Genomic DNA, 19213 nt, shown 5'->3' with positions numbered 1-19213 from the left:
GGTGGGATGTATCGTTTCTTACATAAAAAATATCCGCATCAGATCCGTGCGGTTATCGAGGAATTAACAACTGCATTACCATGTACGGGGAATCCCCTATTCAAAATTTGCAAAATGCAAAAAGGTGTAAAGCATACAAAACGATATACAACCTTATATTTATCTATTCATTCGGATTTTTTATGTAAAAAAGAATCTGGAGAAGAGCAACACAGGGATCCATTTACACCAAAAGCTACCTATGCTCGTAAAGCGAAATTTATAGAAGCAGTTCTACAAGAGATGAATATCGGTGAACTGTCTGCAGACATGAATAAATTCATTCATGTATTAAAGCATACTTGTCATCGTCAAATCCGCAGTGTAATTCGCGGACTTCGTGACATGATTGATCGAAAAGAAGGATATCCAACGAAAATTGTATATACATTGAAAAAACTATTACATCAAACATCTCAATATCAAATCCTTGATGCTGCAGCGAAAGAAGGTATCTACCCTCTTATTGCGCAGCATATACCAAAAGAGAGAAATAGTGACCGTGAGCAAGCTGTCTTTAATTTCGGTTTACATTATTCTATGTACTCTCTTCGCAACATTAAAAAGATGTTTAAAAATGTACATACGCTACTGAAACAAAAGTTTGCGGTACCAGTGACGGAAGAATCGTATCACCGTAATTACCTAAAATATCAGGAAGAAACATTGTTTAGAAAATATGCATATGATCAAGGTGTGAATCTTCATGCATATATCGCTTTAGAAATTGAAATGCGTGAAAAATTAAAAGTACGCGGCCATAAAGAACGTACAATTCCAAGTGATATACGTGAATGGTTTATTGAAGAAATTGATAAGCTACCACAAGAGCAGCTGCGCGTAATTGAGCTACCAAAGCGATTTAATTTATTAGAGTTTATGCGTACCTTCGAACGTTTAGTACGCGCTGGTGTAACAATAACTACTCCAGATCAAGTGCTAACTGCAATGGAAATAAAATAATAGCAACTAGCTCTCTATTTTTGAAAAAAAACAAAAGTAGAGGGCTATTCGCGTTTGTTTGATTAGTAACACCTTTCTACTACTCTATTTATAAATACCAAATCGAAAGAACTTCATATAAAATGGAGTCTTTTTTTATGCACTTCTATACAAATTTGATTCTATCAATACATAACTTTCCACATAATACTAGAGTGTATTCTTCAAATGTATTAAAACCTATCACATAATACCTACAAAAAATCAAAAGGAAAATTATAAAAATAGTGGATATGAGGACAAATATAATCCAATGTGGATATAATCTTTCTAAAATCATTGTAATTACTAATGTTGTTGTATTTATCTAATAAAAATCATCAATAATAATGTGAGTTATGTGTAAATACTGGGTAGTGTTAACAAATAGCAGCCTAATCTGAATAAAATGTGGATAATTAGAAGGTTAAAATCAAATTGATCATCAAAATAAGTAAAAAAATTCCTATTTACGGGGTTGAATATATATAAGGCGTTTGGTATCAAATTCTTTCTGATTTCATGTAGAAATATAGTATTTTCTTTCTGCTTTTTTGTAGAATTAAAAGTTTAACAATCCTTGAATCTAAGGTTACTTTTTATGGAATTTATGATTTTTTATGTTCTTATATCAATTCCCCCCTTGTAGGAGTAAGTCTAACTTCTATTTTGTATAACCTATAAAAGTTTTATCTTTATTTCTTTTTAATATATAAGATATATATTTATAATAGATTTTTAATATAGCTAGTATGCTTGTTAATAAGATGTCTGACCTAATTTAAAATATTTGTAAATTACGTTATAATAATGGTAATTAAACATATCATTACCCACATATAAAAGGACAAACCTACGTATCCCTACCAGGGCGAGGTTTGTCCTTTTGTTATTTAGAAATTAAAAAATATTTTGGGCGTAACTTTTTGAAGAATAATTATAATTTTATTACTTCAATATTTTAAATGTGACATTTCAAAATTCGAGTTCATTTACTTTATTATATGCACAAATATATAAAGATTGTCGCATTCATTGTCTAAATGAGCAACCTGATACATTATCACATAGAGGAGTTCAAATATGTTTAGATTGTTCTATAGAACGTAGAAACAATTCTGGAGCAGAATTTTAATTGATTCACATCATATTATATGTTCAGGTCTTCTACTTTTAAAAATGTTAAAACCAGATTCACAATATTTTCAATAAGTATATTTGCGCTAGCAGTCCTGTTTATAGTAGAGAGACTAGGGAATAAGCGAATTTTTATTCAATCCATAAAATACCAAGAAGTCTCGCTTTTTCGGAAGCTTTTTTTTCTTCTGCCGAACTAATCTTATATTGATCAGCAAAATAGTCAATTTCAAATTCATCGTTGATTTTAGGCATTTCCCTATAAGGATAAGGGAATGCTTTTTTTGTCTTAATTAGGAAAAGACGTCCGATAGGAGACTGAGCAACTAGTGGGCCTAGGTTATTAGACTTTACATCTTTTGAATTTTTATTATTTACTACGCTGTTTGATGTTGGTGTTGTGCTAGCGTAAGCAGGTGTGGAAGATAATCCTATCACAGATATAGCCGTACCTCCTACACTTTCGACGACTGCCTTCTTCATAGCTTCCTTTGATCCCTCACTAAGCGCTTTTACTAACATCTCATCAATAACACTTTGTGCTCTGGCAGCTAATACCTCTCCTTCTGCCCTAGCTCCAATTTCAGCGACATTACGAGCCCAGGTCACAATAGATGGTACTTGGGTTGAGCTAGCTCCAGCCGTTTCCGAAACGAGAATGGCATCGGAGACTGCAGCTACAGGAGTCGACACTGCAGCTGTGTCCGCCATGACACTTGTTGCCATGACTGCAGTCCTTGCCGTATTAGTTGCACTCACAATTCCAGTAGCGGTCTCTGTTAGGGTCCCTATTGTAGGCGCTGTGAAGGGCGCTGCCAATCCGTCACTCTCGATCGTTAAGAATAGTAATCCGGTCACCAATAGACCTATCACAACTAAGATTATTGTTTCTTTAGGGTGGTTTACCATAAAATTGATAGCCTCTTTAGCTAACAGGAATCGAGCATTATTTACATCCTTGTAAGCAAAGGCAGAAATCTGAATTATATCTGGTAGAGAACCGGAGGCATAAGCACTTTTCATCGTTCTATTAAGCTTAAGAATATTGATTTGCGATTCGACTTTTTGTATACCACGCAATCTGATAGCCTGCTGGTAGTATGTTTCATCACAGCATAAGAAATAGCGTTCGCCAGGCTTTCCAATAAGCCTCGAATACATCACATCACGGAGTCCCATAACACTAACTTCTAGTTCTGAAGACATCGCCTCAGTACGAACCTTAATCATAGGAACCTTTTTTAGATCAATACCATTTACAGAACCTGTTGGCATGAAATCACCGATATCACTGCCAACAGGGGCCAATTGATCTGCATAAGCCATAGCAAGCTTACGTGTATCATCCGTCTCACCGATTGTTCTAGCGCGTAAAAAATTACGGATACAAAAAGCAGCTACTTCCCAATCATCTACCTCTCTCCACTTTTTATTGTCAGGTCGTCTGAATTTTACACAAATTTCGTAAATTAAACATCCTGCAAACTTTCTCTCCACTTGCATATAAATATCAAGGAACTCGCAATTAAATTGCGGCAGAATAATATTTATGAGATAGAGGAAGATTTCCTTAAATTTAAAACTAAAATAGATTTTTTTCTTTCTTGCTTGAGGATAAAATTCTCCTGGTTTGTAGATTCCGGAGAGGCCGTTCCTCAGATAGCTGTTCTGCACGTCCTTAATTTTCTTCTCTGCAGCCCTATTACCTGGTTTACTATTAGGCTTGATTTCATAAAACTCATTTCGTTCACCAGATTGCCTTTTGCGCCCGACTACATCACCATAGGCAAGTCGAACGGGTCTCAATCCTTTATAGGTTGAGATATCTGGCCAAGGTAAATTTTTATCTGACAGTAATTTCTTTTCCAATCCATGGATGTTCTTGTGACGTCGGGCTAAAATTTTGGCGTAATCCTTTTTGAGGAGTGTATCCCACCAGTCGTTGAAAAGGGAATCCTGTGGAGTGAGAATGTTCTGAACAATCGCGGAAGTTTCTTTGAGATAATCTAGGACAATTGGCGCCTCAACAATTTTAAGTCCGAACGCACTTGCATGTCTGGATGACGAAAAGTGATTAGGCTCTTCAGGTGATCCAGCATTAGCATAAATCGGTGCCATACACATAGTAACAGTTTTCATATTCCACCTCTAGTATCCTATGTATGCCAAGGTGGGAATTGACATTAAACCCACCTTTTTGGCCTATTTTCAGATGTATCTTGATTAATCCACTTTGTCGAATTTACTGTCGATCTCGATATCGATGCCGCTGGTTGGAGTATAATCGAACCAACTTGCGACAAGTGAAGCTGTCGCTGCAGCTGAGATATCGGCATCTAGTCCTTCGCCACTGACCTTATTGTTCGCACCTAAGGAGATTAGGTCATAGTCATTACTGCTCCCCGGATTTTTATAAACCAGATTGTGATTCCAGGCATCTTTGAATGGTGCCCCTGGCAATACCGACAGATTAGCTGGGTAAGATTTATGTGCCTTATAATAGTCTTCAATCAACTTGATTACTTTTTGCATGGTATCCCAGGTCTTTCTTTGTTCAGGGTAAAGAAGCGGCCGCGCATGCTTTTCTGGATTAGCAGGCGGTATGCTTGCATAATTAGTGCGAGCAAAGTTTGCTACTTCCTCAGCTATAGTAATATACGGTGTTTTATCTTGGCTTGAGAAAACACCGGTATTGATCAATTTTGTAAAGGATTCCTCAAAACCCGGCCTTACAGGTATAACGATACGAGTGTAACCTGATCGTAAGAAATCCCGATGATTAACGTCTGGATGCTCAAATAGCATTTTTTCCCGAGCTAGGTCGTCCGATCCCCAAAAATAAGGATAAAGGAAATAGAGTAGGTTCTCCCATTCAATAGCATGATGAAGGTACTTGACAATATCTCCAAAACCTGCCGTAATTGCCCACTCGTCCTTCGTGAGTTTGCGAGCTAAATCGGCATTCGGGAAGTCATCAGGAAGCTGGTTCTGCTCCATATCAATTAATTTATTTAAAATTTTTCCAACCTCAGAAGGTGTGGGATCAAACTGTTCGCCAATTATCCAATAAAGTGTCTGACGAATAAGTTCCTCACGCTCTAGACGACGTAGCGTTAACGTGTCCTTCCCTGACAATTCCATCCACAACTGATCACGTTCGGCTTGAAGTTTAGCAATTTCATCTTGCCATTTCGCAAATGCTATGTCTCGTAGAGTTGTCCAGCTTTTGATTCGCCAAGTCTCGAGTGTAAGTTCATCTCTTATAGCTCCCATCACTACATTAATAGTTACGCGATTGACTTTTGAATAATATAGAAACCAACTGGCTTGTTTGCCACTTCCGGAGCCCGTTGAAGTCCCATTAAATGTACCACCTTTCTCGACTGAAGTGACAGTGTGTGGTACAGGGTACACAAATGTGTTTGGTGGGAACATTACGTTAAGAGTGTCAGTACCTAACCACATGCCATCGAACTTAACTCCCTGGCTGTTCATTTTATAACCATCTGGAGCAACAAATTCAAAAATCTCCATTCCGCCTTTAGGGTCTTGTAGGGAACGTGAAATACTTAGCGGTATCGCCTTTGGTGGTGGAGGCTCGATTACCCCGCCATATTTGTCGGCCTCGATTTTCCATTTATCATTTTCCTCGGTCAAGTCGGTCAGTTTCAACGGAAAAACGAAAGGTTTCTGAATTTCCTTATCAAGTACCCGCACTCGCCGATGAAGGGCCCATAGACGAGCTCCCGGGTTTGGAATGACGATGTCAAAGGTTAACCGCAGTCCATAGCGAAAGAGGTCAGTGCGCCACTTTCTCATCATACGATAGTAATCAATTCGTATTGCGCGGTCTTCATGCGGGTTGGTAATGGTTCGAAATGAATTATCCTCTGTGCCACGCTTTGTTTCGAGTTTGAATGATATCTTGTGTTCCTGCCGAGTTCTGGCGGAGGCCTTCTCAGTCACTTCACGGGCGCGTTGCGTACTATCTTTTACAACCTGACGATTTTCAGAGTTATTATTTAGGCCAGTTGTAACAGTCATGGATACTGGTCCATATCCTCCGGTCACCTGAGCTGAAAAATTAAAGGCACTAGCGTGTTTCGACTCATTTTCTGTAGAAATGGATACATCCGTCTTCTCAGCAACGCCTCGTTCACTGTAACTCTCAAAATAATCCTGTACAATGCGCTCAAATTCTTCGCTTGTAGTCGCCCATTCCTTATGTGAAATTGTAACAGTTTCCTTGGGTGCAAGAGGCACTGTGTACATAAGCTCACCACGTTCCACGCCAACGGGATACATTTCAATACGTTCTAAATGAAGTTGTCCTACTGGGGCTGTCTTCATACGCTTCTTGAAAGCCTCTATCAAGAATGATAAATTCCCTTGGTTATCTCTTTCTTCCTTTAAAGCTGCGACATCGACAAGAAGACTCGCGGGAATACTGGCGGCGAGCGGCGCAAGAGTTATATTCGTTGCCGCACTATTTTGGTTATTACTCAACATATCCACAATCCGACTAAGATTATCTAAATTTTCTGTTAAATGCGTGTCATTTGATACGTTAATGTTTTCCTGTGACAAGGTTTCCCTAACTTTTTTTACTTGTTCAGGTTTCATTCCGACTTGTCGGATGAAGTTAATTTTCTCTAGAGCCCTACCACTTTTCAGGTCGTTTTCCTCTTGCTCCTCTGGCGTTTGTTCAATCATAACGTAGCTTGATGAACGTAAGACTCTTTTGCTGTTAGTCAGTTCCATAGCCTTCATAAACCTCCTAGTGGATAAAGATATTTATTATGTAAGGTAAACTCTAACATTTAGACTTGACCACATTAATTAGTTATTTCTTGGGCTAATAAATTTATACTTATAAATTAAAAGGGTTTCATGCCGACATCTAAAACTCTTATACTTCTAGTTACACAAACCATGGTATTGATAATCGGCAATCATTTTACACTGTGTTTAAATAAAGCCCTAAAAAATTAAAAAAATTTACCATTTCCTTCAATAAAACACTGACATAATGGTGCCACTAAAAATCCAATCTCGTTATAGAAATGAATTCCTATAACGAGATTGGATTTTTTAAAGGGATTCTTTTGGGATTAGTTTTTGTAGTGCCTTTTTGGAGTATTATGATAGCCTTATTTATTTGGCTTTATAAATAATAAACAACATATCCAAAAAGCAAAGGGTTGTTTGTCCGTTTGCTTTTTGGATATGCCAGCAACCGTGCGTAGCAAAGGGCGGTAGCAGGTCTTTCAGTTGTTTTCTGTTATAATATATCCAAAGAAATTAGGTGATTATATTGAATGAGACAATTAACTTAGAGAAAACTTTAGAAGCGTTCTCTACATATTTAAGTGAAAAAGGCCGAAAACATTCTACAATCCAACGCTATGCATACGATATTAAAGATTTTTATAGATGGTTGAATGAAAATGAGTTGCTTTTACATATAAAATCATGGAATGAAATATCCGTAGATGATTATCAAGCTTATTTCTCAGTGTTAGAAAACAAACGAGAATATTCTCTTAAAACAAGGCACAGGATATGGGTGGTTTTAAAGAGGTTACACATGTTTTTAGGTATAGTTAGTCCATTAGATGATATTCATCTCTCTTTAATTCCGGATCAATCACTAAATGACAATGATTTTATTACCGAATTGGAAGAGGCGCTTTTAAAACAAACTGTTCTATCAACTAAGGGATTAACAGAGAGACAAGCTAAATATCGTCCTCTAATCATGGATAGAAACGCTTGTATAATTAATTTAATAGTAAACTATGGTTTGTCTTTGCAAGAGCTTGTATCGCTTAATATGAACCATATACAGTTTGCTAGGAACACTTTAATTGTTCCAGGAGAAAACGGAGTTACTAGATCTGTCTTCTTAACAGCCGAAGATACAAAACAGCTTTACAAATATTATTCGACAATCCCTGAACCTGTAAGACCTCGACAGCACACAGATAATCCGCTATTTGTGGCATTTGATTTTAATCGAGGTACTTATCGATGGGTTTACGAAAATGATGCACCAAAGGCTTTGTCTGAGGTTGCTATACAAAAGATGATTCGACTTGAAGTGAAACGAGCAGAATTAGATAGGCGTATTTCTGCACAGCAGCTGAGGAACACATTTATTCTTCGCCTTATTAAGCAAGGACTTTCTGAAAGTGAATTAATTGCTAGAATTGGTTTTAAGACTAAAATATCGTTAAAAAGATATTTTCAATATTTGAATTTATAAGTCATATAAGGAAATTTGATATAAAATATTTATATTAATTAATCGTGCTGAGGGATTTATTGGTGATATTTCACCTTAATTCATATCTTAATTGGCTCAATTGAATTTATTATTAAACAATAAACTCCCTCTGCTTTAAATCATAATAGAGGGAGTTTAATTATTTCGTATACAGGTATATTAATTGTGCATTTTGTAAATTGTAACTTTAGATACAGTAACAGATTTTGGAGCGATTAATCGTAATAATAAATATTTATGATTTCTATCACTATGTATTATATAACCAATTCCTTCGTAATAATGAGCACTTAAATGTCTATAATATTTATTAATATAATCCTCTACAAATGATGTAGGATTAATCTTCTGTAGTTCGTCAATTTTTTCTAAATAAGAAAGAAATTTTTCTGTTATAAAATATTGTGGGTGTCCATTTGGGGGATTATGTCGTGCAGAATCTTTATAAACCTGTTCCGCTAATTGTATCCAAGAAAGTCTCTCTTCAATAGGATATTTCCAAAAACGACTTACTGATACAACATCATCAAAATTTATTGTAACATTATTCTCGGTTATCGTTTCTTTATAATGACATAGTGTTTTTTGGTGTACAACTGTTTTAAAGTTTAGTTTTAGAAATCTCCATCTGCTAACTCCTAAGTCTTTAAGCCGTATTGCTAAATCACTCATTTGAGTTACTTTCCCCTCCATACAATCGTCAAATCTACATTTTATTTAATATATATTAAATAAAATGTAGATTTGCTTTGCTGTTTTTTTGTCAGTTTACTTTTCCTCCTCTATTTTTAGATCTATTTCTTTAATTAGATTTTCATTACTCTTCATTAATTCCTCGAAGTACTCTTCTTTATTTTCTTCTATGTACTTCATAAGTTTCTTAAATTCCATTATAATCTCCTCTTCGCTTTTACTTTTAAGTATTACTCTAATTCAAAGACAGATAACATCTCAATTTGTAGAAATGATTTTAGAACATCCCAAACTCCCTCGGATTCATGTAGTGGTACCTAAAGAACATTTTTATACGTATTAAATCCAACCTCATTATATTAAGAATTACCTTAGTGAAGGAACTTCTTCAGGAAATGTCATATCTTTTTATCAAGTTTTTGCTGATTTTGTAATTCATCCCCACCTACGTTGCGCTTAGAGGAAGGAGAATTCTAGTTGGAATTCGTTAAAAATGAATATATCTTGGTACTAAAAAAACTCCCGAGTTCAATTAATTTGGTTCAAGATGTTTTTTAATGCATTTTTTACAGTGACATCTATTTATAACAAAAAGATTTCGGGCTTTTCGTTCATTGACATTATGACAAATAAATCTTCTTCACCATTAATATCATGTATAGTAAACCACGTTAATTATCGCAATTACCATATGTAAATATTAACATAAAAAAGAAATAATTTGCAGACTTATAAAGCGTTTTCGCGAATGATATCTTTATATTTGGATTAAATAGTATTAATTACAATACATACCTTGAAAACATGTAGAAAAGAGGTGAATAAGGTTAAAAAGATTTTAATTATTATACTAACAGTACTAGTTTTGTGTAGTTCACTTTTTTATTTTGTTTTTTATAGTGAGTCTACGTTATCAAAAACAAAATCTAACATTCCCTACAAAAAAGAAGAACAATCTGTAACTTGGGGAAGAAAGGCTGTAATAGAAGATAGATTTACTGGTATTCAAAATAAAATCAAAGTTGCTATTTTGGATAATGGTATATATAAAGAACATGAAGATTTAAAAGGTAAAGTTGTAAAAGAATTCAATACTATTAATTTAAATAATCCTATTATTGATGAAACTGGCCATGGAACTGCTATTGCTGGAATCATAGCTGCTGAAAATAATAATTTGGGAATTTTAGGTGTAATGCCAAACATTCAACTCTATGACGTCAAAGTCCTTGATAAGCAAGGTAAAGGCGATGTTGACCATCTTATTAAAGGTATACGTTGGTGTATAGAACAACGAGTTAATATATTAAACATTAGCTTTGGGTTACAATCTGAAAGTCCTGAATTAAAAAAAGCAATAGATGAAGCAGTAGATTCTGGAATTATTGTAGTAGCTGCTGCCGGTAATACTTATGGATTGGGTGTAGACTATCCCGCTAAGTATGAAAATGTTATATCTATATCATCAGTAAATAAAGAATTTAAACGTGCTAGCTCATCTGCCAAAGGAAAAATAGATTTTGCAGCTCCTGGAGTTGATATATTGTCAACTAATCAAGTTGGAGGGTATTCCACATATAGTGGAACATCGTTTGCAACTGCATTTGCAACTGGTGTTATAGCTGCATTATTAGCTGAGGGCGATAATACGCTTAACTTGGACCAAATTAAAAAAATTTTAATTGAGCGTTCAATAGATCTAGGAAGTACGGGTTATGATAATGAATTTGGCTATGGTTTAATACAAAAATGACTAGGAGTGACTAAAGATGCAAAAATTATTAATAAAAATAATGATATTGACTTTATTTATTACTTTAATTCCTAATTTAGGGATTGTTGTTCATGAAGCTAATGCTGCAACACAAGAAACAGACCTAATTGATCAAAATGTAGAACAACAAGTTGATAGTAGCGTTTCAGAAGGATTGAACGTTGAGGTTGTTACAGATAATAGTGAAGAAATTATAGTAGAAAGTGCAGTAAATGCTGAAGATTTTACCGCATCAACGGATGTTTCTTTAGATAAAGAAACAGGTGATATTCAGGTTAATGGGAACTTTATTGATGAAAATGGAGAAGAAATAAAAGTAAATTTTGATGTTGAAGTCATTGAATCAAATGAAGAAGTATTCATCGCCAACTTTAGAGATCAAAAAACTGGTAAAATATATGAGTATGATACAACAAAACTTCAAGCTTCTGTAATACCAGCCGTTCCAGTGGTATTAGCTTTAGTAGCCAGAGCAGGTATCCAAGCTGCTATAAAAAAATGGGGAAAAACTGCTTTAAGACAAGTTTCTAAGCAACTAACAAAATCAAATAGTCCAGTGTGGAAAGGTCTATCACCACATAAAGGAAAAACAAAAACTAGTGGTAAAGGTTCAAAAAAGAAATACTATGAATGGGATCATACTCATAACGACATTGAGGTTTATGATAGTAAAGGTAAGCATCTAGGAAGTATGGATCCACTTACTGGTGACATGATAAAAGGTCCTATTAAAGGTAGATCTATAAAAATATAATAGTTTGAACAGAGGTGTATTATTTCTTGAAAAAAATTAGAGGTTGGAAAAGAAGAGTAAGAAAGCTGAATGAATGGAAAGTAGAGAATAGTCAATTTGATAATAAATTTTTAGAGGTTAACCATTTTGATTATGTAAAAACTTTTAATTATCTAGATACACAGGATTTACCAATTTGGTATAAAAAGAAAGTGATTTGTGCATTAGTTGAAGTTTTTCAAAGTTGGAAGTCGGCCGCCGAATCTAAGTTTGATCACTTTTATTTAAGATTACAGATAAATGAAAATGATTTATTAGATTCTCAGCTAATTATAGCTTTAGATGAACAAATAGTAGAGTATAAAAATAAATTCGTCGAATATCAAACTCAATTGGAAAAGCCGTTATTTTTAAATAACATTGCTTTCAACTGGCAGGCATATCATTTAGTTTCTATTTGGCTAGAAGATGAAATAAATACTCTATCTGCAACAGAAAAAGAATTATTATTAAATAATTTACTAGAGGTCCGAAAGGTTACCTCCTACGAAGATGAAACTTCTAATGAATATTTAATTAAGGACAGTGTCATTTGGGTATCTGATTACGAGAATATTAAATAGAATAAGTATAAAAAGTAAATAACTTCTAGAACATGGGTTTAGTACAGTACTAAACTCATGTTTTTGAGTCTAGTTAAATTTATATTACACGTTTGAAACATTGCATTGCCACTTTATTACTTGGTGATTCCTCTTTAATTTCTTAATAAATATTCATAGTTATATTGTTATCCCCATAGCAAAGTATCATTTCATATTGCCATGGAGCATTCCTCCTTTTTTATTAGATAGAAAAAGAGAGTCCCTATCTAATAGGCACTCTCTTTTATGTATATCCTCTATTTTTAATCAACTGTGATTTCATGTATATTCAACTTGTTTAACTTTTCCATATAAAAACTCATTACTTTTTGAGCATGTTGTATAGCGATTAATCCATCTTGAACAGTAAGTGCTTCAAAATACGGATAACGAATGTCTGTAGCATAACCATTTAGCTGCACGCACTGTTCTAAAATCAATGAGAATTCCTCATCTAATTTCCGACACGATTTGTGCAGCATTAAAAGGTTATGAGTTTTTGGAACTGTCTTACCGTTTAGTGCAAGAAATCCTTTTAGAAGTTTTTCCACGCATTGTTGACTATGATAACAAATAATTGCAGTAGGGAAAGGCTTCATGTGAGTTAAGTAACCAGCAGAATCTAAATCAGATTTTGCAATAAATACCCACTCTTTTAGATCCTCAGTATTTCTCATATAGGACCTTCCCTTCTAGTGCAATCTTATGTTCCATAGTAACGGTACGGCTAGCGCGTTCTTGAAACTCTTCTGGTCCATACACTAAAATATCAACTGGTGTTTCCATAGCATCATAAATACCCCAATTGATACGATTAATGACTTCTCTTTTTCTTTCCCCGACACCTTCCACAACAATACAGAGATCAAAATCACTGTCTTCATTTGGTGTGCCATATGCATGAGAGCCAAAAAGGATAATTTTTTGGACAGAAGATACAGTTTCACGAATCTTTTGCACCAATAGGTCCAATTCCCTTTGTACTTCTTCGTTAATCCGAATCACTCCTCGGATAAAGTAATTATATTGACGTTTAAGTATATTATACATACGTTTCCCTTCTCCTTGCTATTACATATTTATTTTTATATTTTTCTCTTGTTTCCCAACGTTCTGCAATGCTTGATAACATTCGTATATCTGCTTGAAATCTTGTAAAAATCCATCGTCAGAGATACTATGAAATCCTTTAAAGTTCTTTCTACACCAATATAAGATGCTAGATTCATCCTTCGCTAAAAAAGAATCCGGATTGAAATGAATCAAAGCCTCTGCTAAACAAGCCAGAAGCAATGGTATCATTTCGGAATCTTGCTTTGATAAATCCAGTACAGATACAACGGTATACTGTTTATATTGGTAGTATTGTAGAACACCATTACACATGTTTGTTGGTGTTAAACTGTGTTGCAATTGAGTGGAATCTAATTGATACACTCTCATCTTGTCCCCTCCTATATCATTACCCCTCAATTGGTGCAGCTTTCATAAAAGCCTTTTGAGCTTGGAAAATGATATAGTGATTCGATACGGTACCTTCATCAAAGAGTTCGTTGACGAATTGAGCAACAGTCATGGCAGCGAACTTATTGGTAATAACGCGCTGTGGTTCCGAAGCAGCTAATTCGGAACAACTTAATTGACTTGGAGCCGTTTCTTTTTTCGTAAAAGCATCCGGAAATAAATCGCCAAGCGGTGAAAGAATGACCTCGCCATTCAATTTAACTCCACATACTGCTTGTCCGTTATAACCACTGTTTTTATAATCAGCTATTTGTTGAGGTGTCCAATGTCTTTTATTTACTTCTCCCCAATTATCAGGAACGGTTACAGCTGTATTCCCTACATCGATGTAAATAAGGTTATCCGATTGATGGAAGAAGTGATGAAAGACCTCACGAGAAAACATATTATCTACTGCCCCAATTACAATTGGCAGATACAAGTATTCGTCGTTATGTTGTTTTTTTAATAAATCGTATTTATTACCAAACAACTGCTGCATTGTTTCTATGTCTTCTATGTACTGTGACGTAAAGGAAGAGATAGGAACGTTATAGCCAGCTTTATATCGACGAGTCAATACTTCTGCTTTGTATTTACCAACATCAGGTCGAATAAAGAGTTGATTTCCAAGGTTTTTTTCTTCAACCGTGTCTGGATCTGCAACTACAATTTCACCATCCAATTGAAAAATACTCATCATTTGTGCAATATGTTGTAAAATTAATCCTCCGTTTCCTCCAGCACCTACTAATACAATATGTGGTACAATCTTCTTTCCTTCTGCAATATCAATAACAATACTCATTTTTATAGCCCCCTATTTTTCTTTTGATAGTGTATTCTCTAAATTTCGTAGAAATGGAATTGATAAATTTGTAATCCTATGCACGGAATACAAGTCAAATGAATGTATCAATAGTATCGACGCAGCATAAATGACACCTTCCTCTTGCACAATGGCTACAACATATTGAAGTAAATTCAACTGCACAACAAGCGCATCTACATATTCTTGATGTGTGTTTAAATCAATATGAGTATTCTTCCTCTGTCCTTCTAATGCTTCATATATGTGATTCATCTCTAATTTGCACATCAATTGGAATAGCTTATAGTCATCATGTGATTCCTCTATTGCTTGTTTATTCTTTGTAAGAACTAACATGTAGTGCTTTATCTTTGTAAACATTGAAACGTGAATTGTTTTTAATGCTGCCATAATAAAGAAAGAGACATAAAAATATGTCTCTTTTACGCCCCCTTGTGTATTTATTTTAAAAGTGTGATCCTACTTAAATCGTAATTTTGGCTTATCCCTTTCGTTGCATATTCTCCTGCAAATATAAAGTTAGGGTTAATAGAATGAAATTCTCCATTTATACAAGTGCGTACACGTAGTTCAGGGAAAACATCCTCTATTCTGCCAACAATCGCATAAAGAATAGGAGCCCGTTCACTTTGATTATCTAAATCACTTGGTTCAGCAGAGCAACGATGATGACTGTGTATCTCCATAACTTTCATAGCGATAGACTGCATCTCTATATTCGTTTCTGGGATTACAATTTCAGTTGCTACCTGCTGAGGTGGAAAATTCATAAAATAACCACGCTCTTTATTGAAATAGATATCAGCATGTAATTCGCAATCACGTTTACGAGAAATGGCTTGTGCAATAATGATAAAGTCCATTAATAAGATCCTCGGAATAAAACCCCTAGGTAAAAAATGCTTACGCCAAGCACCAAAAGAAAAAGGACAATCTGAAATAGATCGTCCCTCTGCAGTACTTGCTCCTTTTGCGCCGACAGTTAAAATCGGAAGTAGTGCATTTGTATCCTCATCAAATTTAATGACAGTTAAGCCTTTAACAAATGAGGGATAACGATGCTCTAATTTTACGCGGATGTCCTCTGCTTCTATTTTTCTTACATCTGTGGAATCTCCATTTTGAATAGCAATTCCATGTGTAATTTCTTCTTCTGTAAACCAATCTACTAACGGTATATCTCCAAATACTACGTGACGAACAACCGTTGTTGTATTGATTTTATCTAGACAATCTGTAGCTTTTGTAGCCTTAGCTTTCTTACCGCTCTTTGTCTTATCTTTTGCTTTTTCCTTTTTTTCTTCCTTTTTAGCAGTGGCTTGCTCTGAAGCAGCTTTTTTCACTGGTACTGTTGTTTCCTCTACTTGTTTTTCCATATCAAAAAAATCGAATAAGTTAGTCATATTAAAAATCCTCCTAGTATGTTTTCTTGTATATAATCCCGCTATTTATTAAAAAGTAATTTCTGATTCTATTAGAATGGAATCATCAAAACTTTGGTTTTCAAATTGTTTAAATAACTCTCCTACTGGTTCCGTGTGAGTATGTGTAAGGTCATGGTTGAATGAACTTGCAAAGAATAAAACATGAAATGTTTCTAAATCTTTTAAAGTCCGGAATTCAGGTATCACAACTCTACCCGTACATACCGATCCACTAGGATGAACATTAGAGTATGGAAATTGATATAATTTTATCCCTTCTTCTAACTCCATATCTTCTTTTACAGCAAAGACAGAGATATTCGTAACTCGTTTTTGGTACACCGTATAACGAAATAATAGACGTGGAAAGCCTACTTGTTGAAACGGTCGTTCAAAAAAATGAATATCCCACTGAGCCTTTGGTACTTCAATCCAAACAACTTGTTTATCTCCACTCTTAGATAACACCTCGTGTTTTATACACCCTTTTGGGAGTACGCCACTAGAGTAATGAGTATTATCTTGTGTACCCTGCTCCATAACTTCTTTTAAAGCTAAATAAAAGTCCTTAAAAGTAACGGCAGTTTCTCCACGTGATAATTCGTTGTTAAATTGCTGAATGGTTACAATTCCTTTTGGCTCTAAAGCATCAAATATTGCTACTGTCTTCATTTGTTGTTTCCCCCTGCGTATAGATTGTTTCCAATAAATCTAGTAACATCTCAAATTTATATGGTCCGTATAATGGTTCGTCGCCATAATAGAGATAAAGAGATTCTTCATCAATTTGGTAAGAATACTTTACTGGATAACAATCTAGTAATTTAGAAATTTTTTCTTTATACTTCGGTGATATGCCGTCTATTGTTTCAGCTATAGCACCCCATGTTTCCTCTGCTGCTTCCTGTATTTCCTTTAATGGTATGTCGAATAGTGTAGAGAGCTTTTCATACTCTTCTTCATCAATTGGAAAAGCTTCTAAGCCCATCTCTTCGATCATGTCCGTACCCAGTTCTTTAAATCCTTCTTCATGGTCTAATTCATAGATATTCTCTCGTTCTAAATACGAGGGAGAATACTGTGTTACATCAATCAAAAGCACATGCATGCGTTTAAAGTAATGTAAGAAATGAAATTGACATGAATAAAATTTAGATAGATTTATGTTTAATAGGTTCATGGAAAGTAGGAAGATTACAATCGTATCTGTTGATTCTATGTCCGCCCACCGTATTGTTTGATTTTCATCTAGAAAGTCCACACAAGTTAGGATTTTACCAATTGCTCCATGAGAGATTTTGTTGAAATCTATCTCTATATCTTTAGAAAGGCTTTCTAATATATATATTTCCTCTTGATATCTTTGTTTAATTTGCTCCCAATTTACGATGCTATAAGTTTTGTTTAACTTAAGTGATAGTAAGTAGTTTGACATCGCTACATTAGATGAATATCCAAATAATTTCTTCATTTTTAGGCCCTCTGTACTAACTTGCTATATTTTTTGTTAACTGTATCTCTTCAAAGATACGAAGTAACATTTCAATTCGTTTAATTGCCGGAAAATATGTATCATCATCATAGAAAAGGTAAAGTTTTTCCTCTTCAGCTTGGTAAAGCATACGTATATTAAACTGATCTTGGATTGAACGAAAGAAACTTTGATCATTTATCTTTATGTTGGAAAAAATCTCACCAATTGGACTCCATGCATTATCAACAATGTAGTTTAATTCATCCATGGATATATGAAATAGATCCGAATATTTGATTAGAGTATCTTTATCGTCGCTATCTACCTCTTCGTGATGTAATTTCATATCTTGAATTAAATCATCACCCCAGCTATTAAAGGACTCCTCACAATCGTACTCTTCGAAATTTTCTTGTTCTAAATAAGTTGGGTAATAATCTTTTACAGGAATCCCCAATCTATACATACGCATAAATATCTCCATAAGGTACAATTGCGATGTATAGAAGCAAGAAAGATCAGTATCTAAAGATTTTTCCGCAATCATAATTATTTCAAGTAACGTTTTCGAATCAATCAAACCAATTGGGAAATTGGAGTCCTCTTCTAAATAAGAAACGGCAGCCATTACTTGTTGAATGGCTCGTTCTGAAATCTTGCTGAAGTCTATTTCTCTTGAGTGCTCTAAACAATCTAATATGTAGATTTCTTTTTCATGTTTCTTATCTGCAAGTAATTCATGCAGTAAGTGAGCATTCTTTTTTATTTTTAACGAAAGTAGATACCTTCTTACTTTCTGCTGATTGTATGTAAATAATAATTTCATACCTGGTTCCCCTTCGTCTTTTCTCGAATCATTGCCGCAAGACGGATTATAATTTCATAATAAGAAAGTACCCATTCATCAAATGAGTACTGTTCATAACCATCCTCTAGAAATTCAATCAAAATATGACTGGGATACGCTTCACTTTGATAGGTGTTAAACGAAAATTCATGTAACACGAATTGAAAATCGGATTGTGTTATATGTTCCGATCCTATACATAAATAGTAACCAGCTGTATCGAAGTAACATCCTTCCGCAGCCATAGAACTAATATCCGAAGCAAAATTCGAATACATGTCTTCTGAGCTAAATAGCGTCCCATCTAACAGGTCTTCTTCAGTTCCAAAGGCAAAGTGACAAAATATACGTGTTTGCTCGTTAAAACGCGCAAGCGAATCGAATAATAGTTCACTTGTGATATGCAACTTGTCCCTGTGAAAATCATTGATATTGATTAAGAGTCGGATGTTATATTTGCGAATTAATTTTTGTATGCGTAGTATCCGAATGTATACTTTCATCTCATTTCCTTGATTAAATAAATATCTCATCTTCTAGACCCTGCTTTTCTACATCTTCTAGTTGTTCAGTGAAAAGATGTAAATGTAGCATTTCTTTTAATTCACAATCTGGACCATTTATACGAAATAAATTACCACTATAAAACGTGACATAATGTCGTAGCTGCTCAAATTGCTTTTCAAATTCATCTATATGTTCTAATGGTATGTTTTCTAAATCAGGCATTTCGTTCGCAATAAATCCATTTATAATCGATTCAAAGGATTGACGAAGTTCTTGATTATTAGGAAGGACTTCTTTTGACTGTAAAAAGTCAAAGAAGTCACTGTGATTCATACTCAT

General features: G+C 34.6%; 19 protein-coding genes and 1 pseudogene. 5 read left to right on the top strand and 15 right to left on the bottom strand.

Annotation, left to right across the window (positions count from 1 at the left end):
* Positions 1 to 1002, top strand: a pseudogene (locus H6481_RS25495) (hypothetical protein); the annotation flags it as partial.
* Positions 1003 to 2289: 1287 nt separating this feature from the next.
* On the opposite strand, the gene H6481_RS25490 reads toward H6481_RS25495, so the two are convergent.
* Both H6481_RS25490 and H6481_RS25485 read right to left on the bottom strand, forming a co-directional pair.
* Positions 2290 to 4296, bottom strand: a complete 2007-nt coding sequence (locus tag H6481_RS25490; protein ID WP_182813541.1) for a hypothetical protein — start codon at positions 4294 to 4296, stop codon at positions 2290 to 2292.
* An 84-nt stretch (positions 4297 to 4380) separates the two neighbouring features.
* On the bottom strand, positions 4381 to 6918 hold the full coding sequence (locus H6481_RS25485; protein ID WP_182813539.1) for a type II secretion system protein GspG: 2538 nt from the start codon (positions 6916 to 6918) through the stop codon (positions 4381 to 4383).
* 544 nt (positions 6919 to 7462) lie between these two features.
* Between H6481_RS25485 and H6481_RS25480 the strand changes: the two genes are divergently transcribed.
* A complete protein-coding gene (locus H6481_RS25480; protein WP_182813537.1) occupies positions 7463 to 8422 on the top strand; it encodes a tyrosine-type recombinase/integrase in 960 nt (319 codons plus the stop codon).
* Positions 8423 to 8602: 180 nt separating this feature from the next.
* Here H6481_RS25480 and H6481_RS25475 read toward each other — a convergent pair whose 3' ends face one another.
* A complete protein-coding gene (locus tag H6481_RS25475) occupies positions 8603 to 9115 on the bottom strand; it encodes a hypothetical protein (protein WP_182813535.1) in 513 nt (170 codons plus the stop codon).
* 96 nt (positions 9116 to 9211) lie between these two features.
* Entirely contained in the window at positions 9212 to 9334 is a 123-nt protein-coding gene (locus H6481_RS29010) for a hypothetical protein (protein WP_259347395.1), read from the bottom strand.
* A gap of 619 nt (positions 9335 to 9953) precedes the next feature.
* On the opposite strand from H6481_RS29010, the gene H6481_RS25470 reads away from it, so the two are divergent.
* Genes H6481_RS25470 through H6481_RS25460 form a run of 3 tightly spaced genes read left to right on the top strand, consistent with a single transcriptional unit; the run spans position 9954 to position 12266 of the window.
* Positions 9954 to 10889, top strand: a complete 936-nt coding sequence (locus H6481_RS25470; protein ID WP_001996092.1) for a S8 family peptidase — start codon at positions 9954 to 9956, stop codon at positions 10887 to 10889.
* A 16-nt stretch (positions 10890 to 10905) separates the two neighbouring features.
* The gene (locus tag H6481_RS25465; protein ID WP_182813533.1) at positions 10906 to 11664 is read left to right on the top strand and encodes an SAR2788 family putative toxin; all 759 of its coding nucleotides are present in this window, start codon (positions 10906 to 10908) and stop codon (positions 11662 to 11664) included.
* Positions 11665 to 11690: 26 nt separating this feature from the next.
* Positions 11691 to 12266 (top strand): hypothetical protein, encoded by a 576-nt coding sequence (locus H6481_RS25460; RefSeq protein WP_061139859.1) that lies wholly within the window; start codon positions 11691 to 11693, stop codon positions 12264 to 12266.
* Between the two features lie 284 nt (positions 12267 to 12550).
* On the opposite strand, the gene H6481_RS25455 is transcribed toward H6481_RS25460, so the two are convergent.
* Genes H6481_RS25455 through H6481_RS25405 form a run of 11 tightly spaced genes read right to left on the bottom strand, consistent with a single transcriptional unit; the run spans position 12551 to position 19213 of the window.
* Positions 12551 to 12964: a HEPN domain-containing protein gene (locus H6481_RS25455; protein WP_061139860.1), complete on the bottom strand. Its 414-nt coding sequence runs from the start codon at positions 12962 to 12964 to the stop codon at positions 12551 to 12553.
* Entirely contained in the window at positions 12951 to 13337 is a 387-nt protein-coding gene (locus H6481_RS25450) for a nucleotidyltransferase domain-containing protein (protein ID WP_061139861.1), read from the bottom strand. The genes H6481_RS25455 and H6481_RS25450 overlap by 14 nt, the downstream gene beginning before the upstream one ends.
* Before the next feature lie 21 nt (positions 13338 to 13358).
* Positions 13359 to 13730, bottom strand: coding sequence for a hypothetical protein (locus H6481_RS25445; protein ID WP_001267125.1), 372 nt, complete (start codon positions 13728 to 13730; stop codon positions 13359 to 13361).
* A 19-nt stretch (positions 13731 to 13749) separates the two neighbouring features.
* The gene (locus H6481_RS25440) at positions 13750 to 14598 is read right to left on the bottom strand and encodes a ThiF family adenylyltransferase (RefSeq protein WP_182813531.1); all 849 of its coding nucleotides are present in this window, start codon (positions 14596 to 14598) and stop codon (positions 13750 to 13752) included.
* Positions 14599 to 14610: 12 nt separating this feature from the next.
* On the bottom strand, positions 14611 to 15012 hold the full coding sequence (locus H6481_RS25435) for a hypothetical protein (protein ID WP_182813529.1): 402 nt from the start codon (positions 15010 to 15012) through the stop codon (positions 14611 to 14613).
* Positions 15013 to 15062: 50 nt separating this feature from the next.
* Positions 15063 to 16025, bottom strand: a complete 963-nt coding sequence (locus tag H6481_RS25430) for a Mov34/MPN/PAD-1 family protein (protein WP_182813527.1) — start codon at positions 16023 to 16025, stop codon at positions 15063 to 15065.
* A 48-nt stretch (positions 16026 to 16073) separates the two neighbouring features.
* On the bottom strand, positions 16074 to 16718 hold the full coding sequence (locus tag H6481_RS25425) for a hypothetical protein (protein WP_182813525.1): 645 nt from the start codon (positions 16716 to 16718) through the stop codon (positions 16074 to 16076).
* Positions 16696 to 17517 carry a hypothetical protein gene (locus H6481_RS25420; protein ID WP_182813523.1) on the bottom strand — a complete coding sequence of 274 codons (822 nt, stop codon included), beginning with the start codon at positions 17515 to 17517 and terminating at the stop codon, positions 16696 to 16698. Before H6481_RS25420 ends, H6481_RS25425 begins: the two co-directional genes overlap by 23 nt.
* Positions 17518 to 17533: 16 nt before the next feature.
* Complete coding sequence (locus tag H6481_RS25415; RefSeq protein WP_182813521.1) at positions 17534 to 18346, bottom strand: hypothetical protein; 813 nt, start codon at positions 18344 to 18346, stop codon at positions 17534 to 17536.
* Positions 18343 to 18900 carry a hypothetical protein gene (locus H6481_RS25410; RefSeq protein WP_088114333.1) on the bottom strand — a complete coding sequence of 186 codons (558 nt, stop codon included), beginning with the start codon at positions 18898 to 18900 and terminating at the stop codon, positions 18343 to 18345. The genes H6481_RS25415 and H6481_RS25410 overlap by 4 nt, the downstream gene beginning before the upstream one ends.
* Complete coding sequence (locus H6481_RS25405; protein WP_088114332.1) at positions 18884 to 19213, bottom strand: hypothetical protein; 330 nt, start codon at positions 19211 to 19213, stop codon at positions 18884 to 18886. Before H6481_RS25405 ends, H6481_RS25410 begins: the two co-directional genes overlap by 17 nt.

The organism is Bacillus sp. ME78, assembly GCF_903970865.1.
Classification (GTDB): domain Bacteria; phylum Bacillota; class Bacilli; order Bacillales; family Bacillaceae_G; genus Bacillus_A; species Bacillus_A cereus.
The sequence above is the reverse complement of the archived record's forward strand: the minus strand, read 5'-3'. Positions and strand labels throughout refer to the sequence as shown.